Annotated in this window: 16 protein-coding genes; 14 read left to right on the top strand and 2 right to left on the bottom strand. The window is 56.7% G+C overall.

The window, feature by feature from the left end; translation table 11 throughout:
• Nucleotides 1-52 precede the first annotated feature (52 nt).
• From dmpE to E8E75_RS12360, 9 genes are all read left to right on the top strand, one after another.
• Nucleotides 53-850: a 2-oxopent-4-enoate hydratase gene (gene dmpE / locus E8E75_RS12400; protein ID WP_179057959.1), complete on the top strand. Its 798-nt coding sequence runs from the start codon at nt 53-55 to the stop codon at nt 848-850.
• The gene (dmpH, locus tag E8E75_RS12395) at nt 847-1,650 is read left to right on the top strand and encodes a 2-oxo-3-hexenedioate decarboxylase (protein WP_179057960.1); all 804 of its coding nucleotides are present in this window, start codon (nt 847-849) and stop codon (nt 1,648-1,650) included. The genes dmpE and dmpH overlap by 4 nt, the downstream gene beginning before the upstream one ends.
• Nucleotides 1,651-1,667: 17 nt before the next feature.
• Nucleotides 1,668-1,877 carry a tautomerase family protein gene (locus E8E75_RS12390; protein WP_179057961.1) on the top strand — a complete coding sequence of 70 codons (210 nt, stop codon included), beginning with the start codon at nt 1,668-1,670 and terminating at the stop codon, nt 1,875-1,877.
• Complete coding sequence (locus tag E8E75_RS12385) at nt 1,874-2,788, top strand: acetaldehyde dehydrogenase (acetylating) (RefSeq protein WP_179057962.1); 915 nt, start codon at nt 1,874-1,876, stop codon at nt 2,786-2,788. Before E8E75_RS12390 ends, E8E75_RS12385 begins: the two co-directional genes overlap by 4 nt.
• Nucleotides 2,785-3,837: a 4-hydroxy-2-oxovalerate aldolase gene (gene dmpG / locus E8E75_RS12380; protein ID WP_179058010.1), complete on the top strand. Its 1,053-nt coding sequence runs from the start codon at nt 2,785-2,787 to the stop codon at nt 3,835-3,837. Before E8E75_RS12385 ends, dmpG begins: the two co-directional genes overlap by 4 nt.
• Nucleotides 3,838-3,892: 55 nt before the next feature.
• A complete protein-coding gene (locus tag E8E75_RS12375; RefSeq protein WP_179057963.1) occupies nt 3,893-4,648 on the top strand; it encodes an SDR family oxidoreductase in 756 nt (251 codons plus the stop codon).
• A gap of 57 nt (nt 4,649-4,705) precedes the next feature.
• Nucleotides 4,706-5,137, top strand: coding sequence for a tautomerase family protein (locus tag E8E75_RS12370; protein ID WP_179057964.1), 432 nt, complete (start codon nt 4,706-4,708; stop codon nt 5,135-5,137).
• The gene (locus tag E8E75_RS12365; RefSeq protein ID WP_348530018.1) at nt 5,091-5,483 is read left to right on the top strand and encodes a 2Fe-2S iron-sulfur cluster-binding protein; all 393 of its coding nucleotides are present in this window, start codon (nt 5,091-5,093) and stop codon (nt 5,481-5,483) included. Before E8E75_RS12370 ends, E8E75_RS12365 begins: the two co-directional genes overlap by 47 nt.
• 165 nt (nt 5,484-5,648) lie before the next feature.
• Nucleotides 5,649-6,554: an acetaldehyde dehydrogenase (acetylating) gene (locus E8E75_RS12360; protein ID WP_179057966.1), complete on the top strand. Its 906-nt coding sequence runs from the start codon at nt 5,649-5,651 to the stop codon at nt 6,552-6,554.
• Nucleotides 6,555-6,725: 171 nt separating this feature from the next.
• On the opposite strand, the gene styE is transcribed toward E8E75_RS12360, so the two are convergent.
• Nucleotides 6,726-8,096: a styrene transporter StyE gene (gene styE / locus E8E75_RS12355; protein ID WP_179057967.1), complete on the bottom strand. Its 1,371-nt coding sequence runs from the start codon at nt 8,094-8,096 to the stop codon at nt 6,726-6,728.
• Between the two features lie 491 nt (nt 8,097-8,587).
• Between styE and E8E75_RS12350 the strand changes: the two genes are divergently transcribed.
• The gene (locus E8E75_RS12350) at nt 8,588-10,402 is read left to right on the top strand and encodes a GGDEF domain-containing protein (protein ID WP_218648994.1); all 1,815 of its coding nucleotides are present in this window, start codon (nt 8,588-8,590) and stop codon (nt 10,400-10,402) included.
• 265 nt (nt 10,403-10,667) lie between these two features.
• On the opposite strand, the gene E8E75_RS12345 is transcribed toward E8E75_RS12350, so the two are convergent.
• Nucleotides 10,668-11,609 (bottom strand): LysR family transcriptional regulator, encoded by a 942-nt coding sequence (locus tag E8E75_RS12345; protein ID WP_179057969.1) that lies wholly within the window; start codon nt 11,607-11,609, stop codon nt 10,668-10,670.
• Between the two features lie 123 nt (nt 11,610-11,732).
• On the opposite strand from E8E75_RS12345, the gene E8E75_RS12340 reads away from it, so the two are divergent.
• From E8E75_RS12340 to E8E75_RS12325, 4 genes are all read left to right on the top strand, one after another.
• Nucleotides 11,733-13,004, top strand: a complete 1,272-nt coding sequence (locus E8E75_RS12340; protein ID WP_179057970.1) for an OprD family outer membrane porin — start codon at nt 11,733-11,735, stop codon at nt 13,002-13,004.
• A 74-nt stretch (nt 13,005-13,078) separates the two neighbouring features.
• Entirely contained in the window at nt 13,079-14,368 is a 1,290-nt protein-coding gene (locus tag E8E75_RS12335) for an MFS transporter (RefSeq protein ID WP_280358968.1), read from the top strand.
• A 131-nt stretch (nt 14,369-14,499) separates the two neighbouring features.
• Nucleotides 14,500-15,369: a formyltetrahydrofolate deformylase gene (gene purU / locus E8E75_RS12330; protein ID WP_179057972.1), complete on the top strand. Its 870-nt coding sequence runs from the start codon at nt 14,500-14,502 to the stop codon at nt 15,367-15,369.
• Between the two features lie 49 nt (nt 15,370-15,418).
• Entirely contained in the window at nt 15,419-16,678 is a 1,260-nt protein-coding gene (locus E8E75_RS12325; protein WP_179057973.1) for an aminomethyl transferase family protein, read from the top strand.
• Nucleotides 16,679-16,786 lie beyond the last annotated feature (108 nt).

Below are 16,786 nucleotides of genomic sequence, written 5' to 3'. Positions count from 1 at the left end.
TTAGGGCGCCGCTTCATGCGGCGTCCGACTTCCGCCGTCCTGTGAGAAAACCATGAACGACAACAAGATCGAGCAATACGGCGACGAGCTCTACGAAGCGTTCGTCTCTCGTCGCACAGTTCCCCCGTTACTGCAGCGTGAGCCCGAGATAACCATCGAGGATGCTTACCGCATTCAGCAGCGTTACGTTGCGCGTCGACTTGCCGCCGGCGAGACCGTGGTGGGTAAGAAAATCGGCGTCACCAGCAAGCCTGTTCAGGACTTCCTCGGGGTTTTTCAACCGGACTTCGGCATTCTCACCTCCGGCATGGTGTACCAGGAGGGTGATGAGATTGACCTTGGTACCCTCATCCAACCGAAGGCCGAGGCCGAACTCGCTTTCGTTCTTAAGCATGACCTGGTTGGGCCGGGGATCACCGCAATGGATGTGATCCGGGCAACTGATTACGTAGTGCCGTGCTTCGAGATTGTCGATTCGCGCATCACGGATTGGCAGATCAAGATCCAGGACACCGTCGCGGACAACGCTTCCTGTGGCGTGTATGTGCTGGGGAATGACAGAGGTGATCCGCGAGAGCTCGACCTGACATTGGCCGGCATGGTGCTGGAGAAGAACGGCGAGCTGTTCTCCACCGGCGTTGGTGCTGCCGTGCAAGGGTCTCCAGCCAATGCGGTCGCCTGGTTGGCCAACACCTTGGGAGAGCTGGGGATTCCGTTCAAAGCGGGAGAGGTGATTCTTTCGGGCTCGCAATCTGCCCTGGTACCCATCGCCGACGGTGACGAACTGGTATGTACCGTGGGTGGTCTTGGCAGCTGCAGGGCGAAGTTTACCGGGAGGAGTGCAGTATGAGCGCACAACTGACACTGTCCCGCGAGGACATCGTGCGTCTTTGTGAGCGTGTCGAGGGGGCTCAGACGCACGCCTATTCGATTCGCAAATTGACCGATGAATACCCCCAGATGTCGATTGCTGACGGCTACGCCGTGCAGTTGGAGTTGCTGCGCCGCTTCAAGGCGAAGGGGCATCGTCTCGTCGGCTGGAAGGCAGGACTGACCTCCAGGGCCAAGATGCAGCAGATGGGCGTTAACGTGCCCTCCATCGGTTTTCTGACCGACCGCATGGCGCGTCCGGAGAACTCGCAGATCAAGACCTCCGACTTGGTCCATCCCCGTGTGGAGTGCGAGGTTGCCTTTGTCCTCAAGGAAGGACTTGAAGGCCCGAATTGCACTGTCGCCGATGTGCTGGCCGCCACCGACTATGTGTTGCCTGCAGTGGAAATCATTGATTCACGCTTCTCCGGCTTCAAATTCGATCTTCCCAGCGTGATCGCTGACAACGGTTCCTCCGCCCGATTTGTCGGCGGCGGTCGTGCCCGCAAGGTCGATGAACTGGACCTGCGCACACTGGGCGTGGTGATGGAGAAGAACGGCGAAATCGTCGGCATGGGAGCGAGTGCAGCAGTGCTCGGGCATCCGGCAGAGGCTGTGGCGATGCTGGTCAACATTCTTTCCGAACTGGGAGAGACGCTGCCAGCCGGCAGCTTTGTGATGAGTGGTGGAATCACCGAAGCCGTCGCAGTGAAACCCGGCGACAACGTCATTGCACGCTTCCAGGAACTGGGCAGCGTTTCCATGCGTTTTATCGAGTAAGGCCTCCAGGAGAAGTCATGCCCATTATCGAAATGCACCTCGTCGAGGGGCGCACCGCCGAGCAGAAAAGCCGCGTCGCTGCAGCTGTGACCAAGGCTGTTAGCGAGAGCCTTCCATGCAACCCGGACACGGTCCGGATCCTGATTACCGAACACCGCCACGACGAGTTCTATGTCGCTGGTTTGAACAAGATGCAGCGCGATGCGCTGCAGGGGCAGGCGAAATGAAGAAGATCCGTTGTGCGTTGATCGGCTCGGGCAACATCGGTACCGATTTGATCTACAAGATCATGCGCAGCCCGGTGCTTGAGCCGGTCTGGATGGTAGGTATCGACCCGGAGTCAGAAGGTCTTAAACGAGCTCGAGACATGGGCTTGAAGACGACCTCGGAAGGTGTCGACGGTCTGCTGCCCCACGTTCTGGAGGACAATATCCAGATCGCCTTCGACGCTACCAGTGCCTATGTGCACGCCGAGAACAGCCGCAAGCTCAATGCGCTGGGTGTTCTGATGATCGACCTGACGCCGGCTGCTATCGGTCCGCTGTGCGTGCCCCCGGTGAACCTGAGCGAGCACACCCAGAAACAGGTAGCGAACGTCAACATGATTTCGTGTGCCGGCCAGGCAACCATTCCCATCGTCAATGCCGTTTCACGTATCCAAAGCGTGGGTTATGCGGAGATCGTCGCTAGCCTGTCGTCCAAGTCCGTAGGGCCAGGTACCCGCGCGAATCTGGATGAGTTCACCTACACGACCTCCAGCGCTATCGAGGCAGTCGGTGGTGCGCGCAAGGGTAAGGCCCTGGCCATCATCAACCCGGCTGAGCCGCCGTTGATCATGCGCAACACGATCTACTGCCTGACCGACGATGAGCCTGACCAAGAGCGCGTGACCGCGTCGATTCTGCAGATGATCGGCGAGGTGCAGAAGTATGTTCCGGGCTACCGGCTGGTCAATGGCCCGCTCTTCGATGGCAACAAGGTCTCAGTGTTCCTCGAGGTTGCAGGGCTTGGTGACTACCTGCCGACTTACGCTGGAAACCTCGACATCATGACCGCGGCCGCGACGCGCACAGCGGAAATGTTCGCCGAAGAAATCCTTGCCGGAAAGCTCCAGTTGCCCACTGTGGAGGTCGCATAATGAGTCAGCCCATCAGCCTCAAAGGCCGCAAGGTCATTCTCCACGACATGTGCCTGCGTGACGGCATGCACGCCAAGCGCGAGCAGATCAGCGTCGATCAGATGATCAAGGTTGCCACTGCAATGGATGACTCCGGCATTCCGTACATCCAGGTGACCCACGGCGGCGGTCTCGGTGGGAACTCGCTGCAGCATGGCTTCGCCCTGCACAGCAATGAGGAATACATCAGCGCTGTCGCATCTCGGATGACCCAGGCGAAAGTCTCGGTACTGCTGATCCCAGGTCTCGGCACGATGAAGGAACTCGAGTCCGCCTACGATTGCGGCGCACGCAGCGTTCACGTGGCCACTCATTGCACCGAGGCAGACACCTCTCCGCAACACATCGCCTTCGCTCGAAAGCTGGGAATGGACACTACCGGATTCCTGATGATGGCCCACCTCAACGATCCTGCAGGCATCGCCCAGCAGGGGAAATTGATGGAGTCCTATGGGGCGCAGACCGTTTACGTCACTGACTCGGCCGGATACATGCTGCCGGAGGACGTCAAGGCACGGGTCGAGGCTCTTCGTGATGTGCTCAATCCCGAAACCGAGATCGGGTTCCACGGGCACCACAACCTGGGCATGGGCGTCGCGAATTCCATTGCAGCCATTGAAGCTGGCGCCACCCGGATCGACGGTTCGGTAGCTGGGCTGGGAGCGGGGGCTGGCAACACTCCTCTTGAGGTATTCGCCGCTGTTTGCGAGCGCATGGGCATCGACACCGGCGTGGACCTGTTCAAGCTGATGGATGTGGCCGAGGACATCATCGTTCCCATGATGGATCACCTGGTGCGTGTTGATCGCGAGTCTCTGACGCTGGGTTACGCCGGCGTGTATTCGACCTTCCTGCTGCATGCGAAACGAGCGGCAGAACGCTTCGGCGTTTCGGCGCGCGACATTCTGGTTGAGCTTGGCCGCAAGAAGATGATCGGTGGTCAGGAAGACATGATCCTCGATACTGCGATGACGATGGCCAAGGAGCGTGGCTTGCTCAAGAGCGCCTGATGCGTCCGCCGAGCAGAAGTATCTGCTCGGCGTTTTCTCGAGTAGCGGAGTGCTCATGAATTCGACCAATGAAGTCGCGGTAATCGTCGGCGCCACAGGTGCTTTCGGACAAGCCATCGTCTCAAGGCTATGTGCCAGTGGCCTCGATATCATCGCCGTGGCTCGCAGCAGCGAAAGCCTCAATTCGCTAGCGGATCGATATTCACAGGTCAGACCTTGTGAAGCTGATATCGGAGACGACAGTGCAATCGAAGTCATTCGAACTTCCCTGAACTGCCCCGTCCGCATGGTCGTCCATGGACCTGGCGTAGCAGTTGCTGGAGGGGTGCTGGATGCCTCGGTAAGCGCGTTGAACTCCGCAGTTAACATCAAGGTTGGCGGCATGTTGCGCCTGGTGCGAGCAGTAGACGACTTTCTGCAACCAGGTTCACGCCTGGTCGCCATTGGTGGGCACTATGGCTTCGAGCCTAGTGCCTATGCGGCGGCGGCAGGAGTCGCCAATGCAGCCCTTGCCAATCTCAACCGGCAGCTCAGTCTGGCTTACGGCCCGCGTGGCATTACCTCCCATCTGGTTGCCCCGGGTCCCGCGGATACCGAGCGACTGCATCGTGTCGCGGCAGACCGTGCGGCGCAGCGAGGCGTGAGTGTTGATGCTGTGCTGGAGGAAATACGTGCGGAATCGTCCCTTGGTGCTTTGACCACGCCCGAGCAGGTGGCCTGGGCTATCAGCATGCTGCTGGCTCCTGAAGCTACTGCAATGTCGGGATCTGCCGTGATGCTTGACTCCGGTCGCCGACGAGGACTGCCCTAGTTTCCTTCTCCACATCGGTTGCGCCGCCTGGCATCGATAACAACAAGGAGAACAGTCATGCCCATCGTGAATTTCCATCTACTAGCCGGCGAAAGTACCGGCGAACAATGCGAGCTCTTGCTCGTTGAAGCCTCGCAGCTCTACGCGAAGGTTCTGCAATCTCCCATCGAACGTGTACGTGCATTCATCACATGGCACGACTCGCGCCATTTCGCCGCGGCGGGGTCTTTATGCGCGGCAACTGGTATGCACGCACCATTCTTTGACTTCTTCGTTCTCGATGGCCGCTCCGTCGAGCAGCGCCATCAGTTGGCGGAAGGCTTCACTGAGTTGTTGGTCAAGCATCTGGCGGTACGACGCGATGTTGTGCGGGGTCGATGCCAACGTATTGCCCCCGAGGATTGGTCGATTGCAGGTGTTCCGGCAAGTCTGCAGAGGGCTGATGAATTGGCAGTTCGCGCGGCCGGAGAGCCTGCTCATGGGCCATGAGGTTTTGATCGTGGATACGGGAGACCGCTTCTCCTGCACCGATCGGGAAAGCGTTCTTAGTGGAATGACGCGCCTGGGACGCAAGGGGATTCCCGCGGGTTGTCGTGGTGGTGGCTGCGGGGTGTGTAAGGTCCGAGTCATTCAAGGTCAGTACCAGGCTCGACAGATGAGCCGACAACATGTCAGCGCGGAGGAACAGCTCGATGGAGTTGCCCTGGCGTGTTGCATCGTGGCGGAGAGCGATCTACGCCTCACCGTCGTGGGGAAAATCAGAAAAGCAGTGGTTCGCGTGCGTGAGCGAGAGACCACTTTTCCAACTGTTACCGGAGCACGGACTACGGGGTGAGCCTACGGGACCACAAACGAAGGGATCACAAACGACGTTGAGCGCGCGAAGCAGGTCGAGCGAATTTATCGATTCTCTACCAGCTTCTGACCCTTCGCAGGCTTGCCGGCACCAAAGCTATAGCCAGGCAAATGGCCAGGTGGCTACTCAAGTGGGACTTGGATCATGAATGAGAAAGTGAAATGCGCGGTGATCGGCTCCAGCAGCATTGGAATGGACCTGGTCCACAGGTTGCGGCTTAGCCCCCTGCTGGACCCCGTCTGGTTGATAGGGACGGATCCTCAATCCCAGTACCTTTCTGAAGCTAAAGGCTTGGGGCTCAAGGTCACCCATCAAGGCGTGCGTGGTTTTCTGCCTCACGTCGTCGAAGATGGTGTGCAGATCGCATTCAACGCTGCCCAAGGTGCTGGGCATGATGAGGCCTCTCGTAGCCTCAATGCCTTGGGAGTGACCACAGTTGGTTTGGCATCCACCGGCGATGGGGTGCATTGTATTCCTGCATTGAATCTTCCGAAGTTGATCGCGAACGGTCTGCAGCACCTTCAATTGGCCACCGCCACCAGCCAGGCAGCTGTTCCCATCGTCAATGCGATCTCCCTGGTACAGGATGTGGATTACGCGGAGGTCGTTATAAACGTCACTCCAGCATCCATGACATGCGAAAGCACTGAGACACTTGCTAACGCAACCGTCGGGGCCTTGATTCGTGTCGGGGGGGCCAAACACGGGAAGGTGCACGCGATAGTCAAACCCAATCTGGGATCTAGCGCTGTCATCAGCTGCATCGTCGAAAGCGAACCGAGGCGAGACGATATTGTTGAATCGGTACAACGCATGATTGGAAAGGTGCGGCGATATGTGCCGGGGTACCGTCTGATCAGTGGCCCATATTTCGAAGGAAACCTGATTACTTTTGGTGTTTCAAGCAGTGAGGGGGGGAATACTTTGCCCGTCGGTTTCGCAGACGAAGAGATCATGGTGAGCTCGGCAGTCCATTCTGCAGAGGCACTCGTGGACAGGATCAAGTCGATTGGCCGCGTGTCCTCCGATTTTGACGTTCTGCCCACATAGCCGAACCTCTTCGGAGCTTGGTGCATTCGCCCGTCACGCTTAATTCAGTGTTCGCCCTGCGTTCTAGCGTAGTGGGTGTTCTTGCCGCCCAGATTGATCACGATATGCTTCAGCGAGCTGTCGGTTTGTGGTGGCGGCGCTACGCAAAAAAGAAGCCGAACAACGTATGCTTCAGAAACGATGGGTATACGAAAAAACTAAATTATCTTGGCCATGGCTATTGCGAATCGGCACTGGGGCATTGGGTAGGGAACGATTGGTAGTGGTTGCTGTGAATGCATGAGAGTACGCGAGGTCGATGGAGCCGTATCCCAGGTCATACGAAATACCTGCCGATGCATGTCGGGTAGGTGTTACCGGTAAGCTTGCAAATAGTAGGTTGCTAGGGGCAGCTTCTGTTGCCTGCCTATACCCTAATCGTAGGGTCCAGTTGTTGATTCGATAGCTAGTTCCCAGCCCGACAATGGTCTGATTATGATAGTTCTGCGGAAATTTCAGATTGAGGTCACCACCACTATCGCTGTTGAAGGCGACGTTAATGTCTTTCATTACGTCTTTCCAGAACACGCGAGAAACGTCGACGGCGATTAACCACCTGTCGTTCACTTCGTGTGCGACTCCTAGGCTCAATGATGCCGGCATCTGGAAGTCTTTAATCTTGATCTTTCCAGGGAGAGAAATTTTCCCTACGACACTATCGATCGCAGTGACCGTCGCGTCGCCTTCCAAGTCGCCCATTTCGCTGGCGAAGTTATAAGCAAGTCCGACATTAGTGGACGTGGTAGCTCTCCACAGCACGCCAATACGCCCACCGTATCCCCACGCGTCGGCGCCGCTGGCAATGGGTTCCGCTCGGCTGAAGCTAATATGAGCACCATCAAGCGCTGGCAATGCACCTAAAACTGGTAATAATGAACCGCTAACGCGACCGTCTCCGATGAGGGCGCCAACTTGGTTCCTCGCAAACATCATGTTCAAGTTCATGCCCATCCACATGGCATCCAGACTGGCGCCTACAGTCAACTCATCGGTTACATCGAAGCTGAAAGCGAATGGAATATTGAGGACGAGCAGTCGACTACTACTATCTAGCCCTGTGGGCTGACTATTTCCATCGTCTGAAAGGAAACTATCATTGCCATACTCGGTACCGACTCCGCCTTGAGCAAAGGTACCGATACCAAGCGCCCAGCGTTCTCCGCGATAGGTGTATGCAATCTGCGGCGCATAATAAGGTCCACGATTCTTTGACTTATTTTTGCTTTCGGCAGTTTCACCAGAATCGAGATTGCGAGTGCTGATATCCGGTTGAAGCAGGTCGACGCCAATGCTCAATCGGCTGCCTTCCTCGCCCAAGGAGAGAGTGGCTGGGTTGCTCATCATGCCTGCTGTTCCGATATCAAACGCCATGGCTGTCCCTCCCATGGATCGGGAAATGGGTCCGAAGCCCTCAAGGCGCATCACATCAGTTGCATTTGCTGTATGGAATATGGCGATCATTGGCAGGCATTGTGCAAAACGAAGAGCTGCCTTGGCGTTCATTAGACTGTTCTCGCTTGATCGTTATCGTTCTATTCGGCGAGCACCAGCGGTAAATGGCGGAATGGCCAAGGTACGTACCCTGCCGCTGATTACTCTACATAGTTGGTAGATACCCTTCCCAGTCTAGTGCGTGATGGTACCTGGGGAGGCTTTGCGACGCCGGGCGAGAACCTTCGCTGTGCCTGTTCGCCCGTTGGGGGCGCTCGCAGCCGGCGCGCAAGGACCATAACGGCATCGCCTGGACCGGTGGCTGGAGGCGGCGTTGAATCGCCCAAGCGATGACGGCCCCGGGTAGAGATCGAGTACGACTGTCAGATAAATCCAGCCTTGGGACTACGCTTACAGAGCTACCACTCCGGGCGAAGGCGATGACGCAGACATCGAAACACCGACACGCTGTGAAGCGCTCCGCCTTGAAGATAACGGGCGATAAGCTGACTGAATTGGAGCGCCTATATCGCGTTCTGAGGACCCTCAGCGCTGGTAACCGTATGCTTTTGCGCTCGAGTGATGAGCTGCAGCTTCTGAAAGGAATGTGTGACGTAGTGGTAACGCAAGGCGGATATCGCTACGCCAGTGTCTGGTACGCCAGCAATGACGAAGGCCAGCCGCTCGTTAACCAGGCTTACTCCCTTGGTCTCCCACACGAGAAAAACGAAGTAGAGTTCTTTGAATCGCTACGGTTGTCATGGGCTTTCCCTGAGCAAGGAGGGGCCACAGCGATCGCTGTGCTGACTGGCACTCCTTGCATTGGTCGCAATCTGTTGAGCGATCCTGACCATAGGGCATGGAGGGAGGACGCGATTCGGCTTGGATATGGTTCGCTCACTTCTTTTCCCATTCGTGTCGATTCAACAGTGATTGGGGCCTTGAGCATCGCTGCTACTGAGCCTGATGCGTTCAACGATTCCGAAGTGGCTCTGCTGGGGGAGTTGGCGGAGGACCTTGCTTACGGCGTAGAGCATATCCGCGAGAGGGCTCGTAGACGTGAAGCTGAAGAGATAATTCAGCGCATGGCATTCTACGACCCTCTGACAGAACTACCCAATCGGCAACTTTTGTTTAAAAGGGCGCGGGCGCTAATTGATGGCCTTGAGGGGAGGTATCAATCTTTTGTTTTGCTAATTATAAAGGTGATTCAACTTAATGAGGTCAATGAAACGTTTGGGTTTCAGCAGGGTGATAAGGTGCTTGTGGGGGCGGCGCGGCATTTATGTGAAACGTTAGGAATGTCTGGTGATGTGTTTAAGGCGGGAGACGCCGAGTTTGCTGTTATTTTGCCTTCTGCGGATTTAGAAGTTGCCACTCGGCAATCTCAGCGAGTGGTTTCCTTGTTTAAGGATCAAGGCGGAATTCCGGAGCATGAACAGTATGCTAGTTTTTCTATAGGTATCGCGGTATATCCAGGGCATGGTTCTGATCCAGAATTGCTGATCAGGCGCGCCCGCTCTGCTATGAGTGAAGCTAGACGCACTGGGCGAGATTATGCAGTTTTCTCGAGCAAACTTGATGAAGGATGCAGTCGCCGGCTAGGGCTGACAGCGAAGCTCAGAGATTCTATTAACAAGGGGCAGTTGTTGCTTTATTGTCAACCCAAGCTTAGGCTGAAAAACTCAACGCTTTGCGGGGCAGAGGCTCTTGTTCGGTGGCGATGTCAAGAAGGGGAAATGATTCCCCCAAGTGAATTCGTGCCGCTTGCGGAATTTTCTGGTTTAATCACTCCGCTTACACATTGGGTGCTTGAAACTGCATTTAGACAGCGCTTTGCTTGGCGCGAAGTAGGTATAGACCTTCCACTTTCCGTTAATTTGTCCGCTCAGGATCTATGTGATCCACATTTGGTCGGAAAAATTGAGGGCCTGATGGCTACGTGGGGAGGGGAGGGGAGTTGGATTAAGTTTGAAGTAACTGAAAGTGGGATGATGAAAGACCCGCTGTTGGCGCTCGAGGCTATTAATAAAGTTAAGTCGATGGGTGTTGGTTTTTCTATTGATGATTTTGGGGTTGGTTATTCTAGCCTGAGTTACCTGAGGAATCTTCCGGTTGATGAAATCAAGATTGATCAGTCTTTTGTCAGGAGCATCTTGAGTGAGCCTGAGGTCGCGGCTATTGTTGGGTCTACGATTGAGATGGCTCATCACCTGAACCTAGAAGTGGTCGCGGAGGGGGTGGAAAATGAGGCGGAAAAAGACTACTTGACGATGCTGGGGTGTGATGTGATTCAAGGCTACTTTGTAAGTGCGCCGATGCCTATTGATGAGTTCAAGGATTGGTTGGTGTCTTCAGTTTGGAAAATAGAAAAGTAAATGCCATCACGTCAGGGCACACGCCTCTTATACGAAACCCGGTGCGATACATTCCTAGGCGGCGATAGGGCCGGCTAATCCATCTTTAGTCAGTGTCCACTCAGGCTGAAACGACCATTTCAGAGATTTAGTGCATTAGCCAGTAACTCTTTGGGACTATCCCCGCTTTTACCGCTGAACCTGGCCCATGCCTGGCTCGCCTTAGGTGGCACATTTTTTTGTCAGTAAGTTGGCCTTCGTCGGTTGAGTCCGTCCGGCAGTTCACTCACCAGTCATTCCCTGACTCCGGGAGGAAATCATTGTAGATTTCCTTCATCAACTGCCTGAGCCAGCGATTCGCTTCGTCGTGATGAAAGCGCGGGTGCCAGTACTGGCAGATGGGGAATGGTGCTAGATCAACCGGTGGTTTCAATCGTCTAACCCAACCGTACTCATCGAAGATGCGGCCGATCTCTCCAGGTACGGTTGCAATCAGCTCCGGATCATTTCTGATCAGCATGGGAATGACCAGATAGTGGGGAGTCAGCAGGAACACCTCACGTTTGATTCCGTGTTCGTCTAACGCCCTATCGTAGTGAGTGGTCTTGCCGCCCAGATTGATCACGATGTGCTTCATGCGCGTGAACTGCTCAAGGCTGATCGAGTCCCCGACCTGGCTGTTCTCTCTGCTGACAATCGTCACGAACTTGTGGACGAACAGATTTTGCTGAAACAACTCATCGTTGACCGCGAGCTGCGAGCCCATCGCCAGGTCGGCCTCGCCTGACTCCAAGGTGGCAGCAATGTCTTCGGGGCGGACTTGCAGGGTCTGGATGGTGCAGTGGGGGGCCCTGCGCTTGAACTCCTGGATCATCCTGGGCAGAAACACCAGTTCGCCCATATCGGTCATGCAGAACTTGAACGTGCGGACTGCTGTGCTTGGATCGAAGCGTGTCTGGGTGAGCAGCGAATCTTGCACTGTGCTGATGATCCCGAGGATCGACACAGCCAGCTGTTCGGCTTTGGGCGTCGGCTTCATGCCGTCGCCGACTTTCACGAACAACGGATCGCTAAAGAAGTCCCGCAATCGCTTGAGCGCATGACTGACCGCACTCTGCGAGAGATCCAGGCTATCGGCGGCCCGAGTGACACTGCCTTCGCGAAGCAGGGCATCGAAAACAGTCAGCAGATTGAGGTCGAGCTTCTTTTCATTATGAATGCTGTGCATAGAGGTGATCGTTGTCGTGATTATGGTGCAGTAGGATATTTCAATAGGATCGATTCTTGAAACACCGCATGGGAATCGGCGGCGCCGATTCCCGCAGTAGATAACAAGAACAAGAGTCATCCTATGAACCCCAAAACGTGCAGCGCATTCGCGCTATCAGCTCTGTGCAGCCAAAGCCTCCTCGCCGCCGGCCTGATCGATGACAGCCAGGCCACATTAACTGCCCGAAACTATTACCTCGAACGTGACTACCAAGGCTCCCGGGATCCAGACAAGGCTGAGGAGTGGGCGCAGGGATTCATTCTCAGATTCAAGTCGGGACTCACCCACGGTGACCAGGGACTGGGCCTGGACGCGTTGGGTATGGCCGGTTTCAAACTCGACTCCTCACCTTCCAGGACCGGTACCGACTTGCTACCGGTATCGACCAGTGACCGTCGTGCTGCTGATGAGTACTCCAAGCTCGGATTGACGGCGAAGGCCAAGTACTCCCGCACCGAACTGAAGGCAGGCAGTCTGGATGACGTGTTCATCCCCTTCGTCTATGCCAGCCAATCGAGGTTGTTCCCACAGACCTTCAGGGGGGCGTCGGTGGTCTCGAACGAGTTCGACGACCTGACGCTGCGAGGTACCTGGTTCGATCAGACCACCAAGCGCAACTCCACTGATTTCGAATCGCTATCCCTGGCGGCGCCAAACCAGCGTTTCAACGGTGGTGCGCAGAGTAACCAGGCCACCTTCCTAGCAGCCGAATATCACCCGCAGAACCGTTATCTGGCACGGGCCTATCACGGTGACGTCAAGGATCTCTATCGCATGGAGTACCTGGACTTCAAACGCAGTTGGCCCATCGGCAACGACACCTTCACCGCCGACTTGCGGGGATTTTATGGCACCGAAGATGGCAGCGCCCGGGCGGGAGAGGTCGACTACAAGAACATGACGGCGACTTTCAGCTACCAGACTGGCGCCCACCTGTTCAACCTCGGCTATCAGCACGCCACTGGCGACACCGCCATGCCTTATCTCTCAGGCACCGAGATTCTTGTGCTGAGCGAGTTCCTGATGAGCTCCGATTTCGTCGGCGCCAACGAGAAGGCCTGGCAGGCCAAGTATGTCTACGACTTCGCCGCATCCGGCATTCCCGGCCTGAAGACCACCCTGCGCTACATGCGTGGCCATGACATCAACTTGCCCGAGCGCCTTGGCGGCAATGGGCTCACAGAAAGCGAGAAGCACGCTGAGCTCTCCTACGTCGTCCAGTCCGGTCTGCTTGCCGGCCTGTACCTGAGGGCGAGGTATTCCGTGTACCGCAATGATTTTGCGGATGCCGCTTCGATGCGTGATGAGAACCACCTCCGGCTGAACATCGATTACAGCTGGAAGCTGTGGTGAGCCCTCCAACAACAACTACAAAGGTAACAAATATGTCGGTCAAAGACCCACGTGACCATATCAAGCATGGTCACATGAGCGGATTCAGAATCAGCCTTGTCATCTTCTGCGTCGTCCTGGCGGCTCTCGACGGTTTCGACGTTCTGGTCATGGCCTTCGTGGCTCCCACGCTATCGGCGAGTTGGGGGCTGAACGGATCGATGCTAGGCGCGCTGTTCAGTGCCGGGATGATTGGAACCGCGATTGGCGCGTTCTTCCTGGCGCCCCTGGGCGATCGGATCGGACGGCGCCCTATCGCATTGGGATGTCTCATGCTTCTGGCAGTGTCGATGCTGATGTCGGCTGCCACGCGCAATTTCAGCGAGATGTTTGCCGCCCGGCTGTTCACCGGAATTGGTGTCGGTGCCATGTTGGCAACCATCAACATCGTGATAACCGAATACGCCAATGATCGTCGTCGCAGTCTGTGCAATGCAGGGATGTCGGTAGGCGTTCCGCTCGGGGCGACCCTGGGTGGCCTGGTGTCGGTGCTGCTGATCAACCATTACGGTTGGCAGGCGCCCTTCGTGTTTGGCGGTGTGGCGGCTATCGTCCTGCTGCCTTTCGCCTGGTGGCTGTTCCCTGAGTCTCTGGACTTTCTCATCGAGAAACGTCCTACCCGCGCGCTGGATCGGGTCAATCGAATACTGCCGCGCCTTGGTCTGCAGGAACTGTCAGCACTGCCTGCTGCACGTGATCCGAACATCACTGATGGTCGCCTCAAGGACTTGCTGAGCGCGTCGCTGAAGGGACCGTTCGTTGCCAGTTGCATCATGTACTTCTGCATCATGATGACGTTCTACTTCGTTTCCAGCTGGACACCGAAGATCCTCACCGACGCGGGGTTGAGCGTTACAGGGGGGATCTCCGGTGCAATGCTGCTCAGCTTCGGCGGCATGCTCGGCTGCATGAGCTTCGGCCTGCTAGCGGCGAAAGTCGGGGCTCATCGACTCACTGCCATCACCATGGTCGCCCTGTTCGCCATGATGCTGCTGTTCAGCAACATGGGTTACCACCCGACTCTGTTGGTGGTGGTCGCTGTGACTCTCGGCTTCTTCCTCTACTCGGCGGTCACCACTCTCTACGTGGTGGTACCGGTGGCATTCCCGGCAACCCTGCGCGGTAGTGGCACGGGTATCGCCATGGGAGTAGGGCGCTTGGGGGCAGTGTTTGGCCCCTACCTGGCGGGCGTCCTGATCGACATGGGATGGAGCCGCGAACAGTACTTCCTCGTGTTGGCCCTGCCTGTGCTGCTGGCGGCGATTCTGCTACGTGCGCTGCGCTCTCCGCAGATGAGAGGGGACGCTGAGTCGGTCACTTCATAGTTATGCATATGGCGCATGCGATTAATCGATGCCATTCGTGGCTTTCATTTTGTCGCGTTTTTATAGTGGCCCGCACTTCAGCGCCACGGCGCTGAAGCCCACTTCAATAAAAACGATGATTGGAGACCGCCGTGTCCAACCCCAAATTCATTCTGCTGTTGTCGTGCCGCAATACCGCCGGAATCGTGAAGGATGTTTCCAGCTACCTCTTTGAGCAGGGATGCAACATCCTCGATGCGCAGCAATTCGATGATCTGGATACTCAGCAGTTCTTCATGCGGGTGGTGTTCGACGCGATAGACAGCGCGACGCAACTGGTACTCGAGGACATCAAGGCTGGATTCGCCGATGTTGCCCATCGGTACGGCATGGAGTGGTCGCTGCGTCCGCAGGACCAGCGCAAGCGCGTAATGCTGCTCGTGTCCGGCTATGACCATTGCCTGCGCGACCTGCTTTACCGCAGCCGAATCGGCGAGCTGCCGATGGAGATATCGGCCGTTGTCGCCAACCATCCCCAGGAGCGATACGCCGCGGTTGATCTGCAGGGCATAGCGTTTCACTACCTGCCAGTGACCCGGGATAACAAGTCCCAGCAGGAAGAGAAACTGCTTGCCTTGATCGAGTCCACCAGGACCGACCTAGTTGTGCTCGCTCGCTACATGCAGATCCTCTCCGATGACCTCTCGCGCAAGCTGGATGGGCGCTGCATCAACATCCATCACAGCTTCCTGCCGGGATTCAAGGGCGCGCGTCCCTATCACCAGGCCCATGAGCGTGGCGTGAAGCTGATTGGCGCGACCTCGCACTTCGTCACCGCCGACCTGGACGAGGGCCCGATCATCGAGCAAGACGTCGAGCGCATTTCCCACCGCGATAGCGCGGAAGATCTCGTACGTAAGGGGCGTGACATCGAACGACGCGTCCTGGCCAGGGCAGTGCGCGCCTATCTGGAAGACCGCGTCATTCCGAACGGTCGCAAAACCATCGTGTTCGAAGGCTGACGCCTGGCCACGCATAACAACAATTCGTTGAAGTAACCGAGGTAAAGACATGCTCCCCAAGAATTTCAGAAAGACTCCAGAGGGCTATTTCACGTCCCGTTGGGGGCAGCCTGAGTACACGGACTGGCTCGACGAGAGCATGTCCTGGAAGGACCACTGCTACATCGGTGATTGGTCGTTCCTTTGGCAGCGGCGTTACCGTGGACCGGACGTGTTGAAGCTTTTCTCCGATACCTCCATCAACAGCTTCGCCAAGTTCGACATCATGCAGTCCAAGCATGTCACCCACTGCAATCGTGATGGCAAGGTGATCCATGAGGGTATCCTCAGCCGCTGGGGGGAGGATGACTTCATGCTCTTCGGTCGCGGCGGCTTCCTCATGGACTTCCACCTACGCAAGGGTGATTACAACGTCAGCTCGGAGGTTGTCGAAGGGTTCAAATTCCAGGTTGCTGGGCCCAAGGCTGCCGCATTGATCGAGAAGCTGACAGGCGTGGCCCTGGCGGACATCAAGTTCATGCACTCGCAAGTGGTGAAGATTGCCGGGCATGAGGTCTACGCGCTGCGACAGGGCATGTCCGGGGAGCCTGGTGTGGAGCTGCAAGGTCCTGCCGAACATGCTGCCGAGGTGTATGAGGCAGTGGTGCGAGCCGGCGAAGCGTTCGGGATTCGCAAGCTGGGTGGTCGAGCTGCCTTCATCAACCACCTGGAAGCCTGTTTCCCCACTATCGTGACCGACTACCTGCCGGCGATCTTCAGCGAGGACATGGCTGAGTATCGCGCCGAATTCGAAGCGTCTCTGCCGGCGTTCGCCTCGACCTTCAACGTTGCCGGCAGCTTCGAGGCTGATGATGTCAGCGCCTGGTACCGCAGCCCTGTCGAGCTCGGTTGGGGGCGCAACATCAAGTTCGATCACGACTTCATCGGCCGCGAGGCCCTGGAAAAGGAAGTGGCCAACCCACGCCGGGTGATTCGCACCCTGGTGTGGAATCCCGATGATGTGCTCAAGGTATTCGCATCCCTGTTCCAGAAGGGCGAGCACTACGCCTTCATGGAGATGCCCCGGGATCAGCGCGGTTTCATGTATGCCGACAAGGTGCTGGTGAACGGCCGTGAGGTCGGCGTTTCCACCTCTCGTGGCTACAGCTACTTCTTCCGCGAGATGCTCTCGCTGTGCACCCTGGACATCGCCCAGGCAGAAGTAGGTACTGAAGTCACGGTTATCTGGGGCAATCCGGGCGAGCCGCAACTGCCCATCCGCGCCACTGTCCAGCCCGCACCGTACAAAACCGACAACCGCCGCAGCTGAGTCGGCAAGGCCCTGGGTCTCAGGGCCTGCTTCATCTGTAAGACCCGGAGAAACAATGTCCGCATTCCTGATCGACGGAAAAGCCGAAGCCCGGCAACTGCGTGAACG

The sequence above is a fragment of the Pseudomonas sp. BN606 genome (assembly GCF_029873115.1).
Lineage (GTDB): Bacteria > Pseudomonadota > Gammaproteobacteria > Pseudomonadales > Pseudomonadaceae > Metapseudomonas.
The sequence above is the reverse complement of the archived record's forward strand: the minus strand, read 5'-3'. Positions and strand labels throughout refer to the sequence as shown.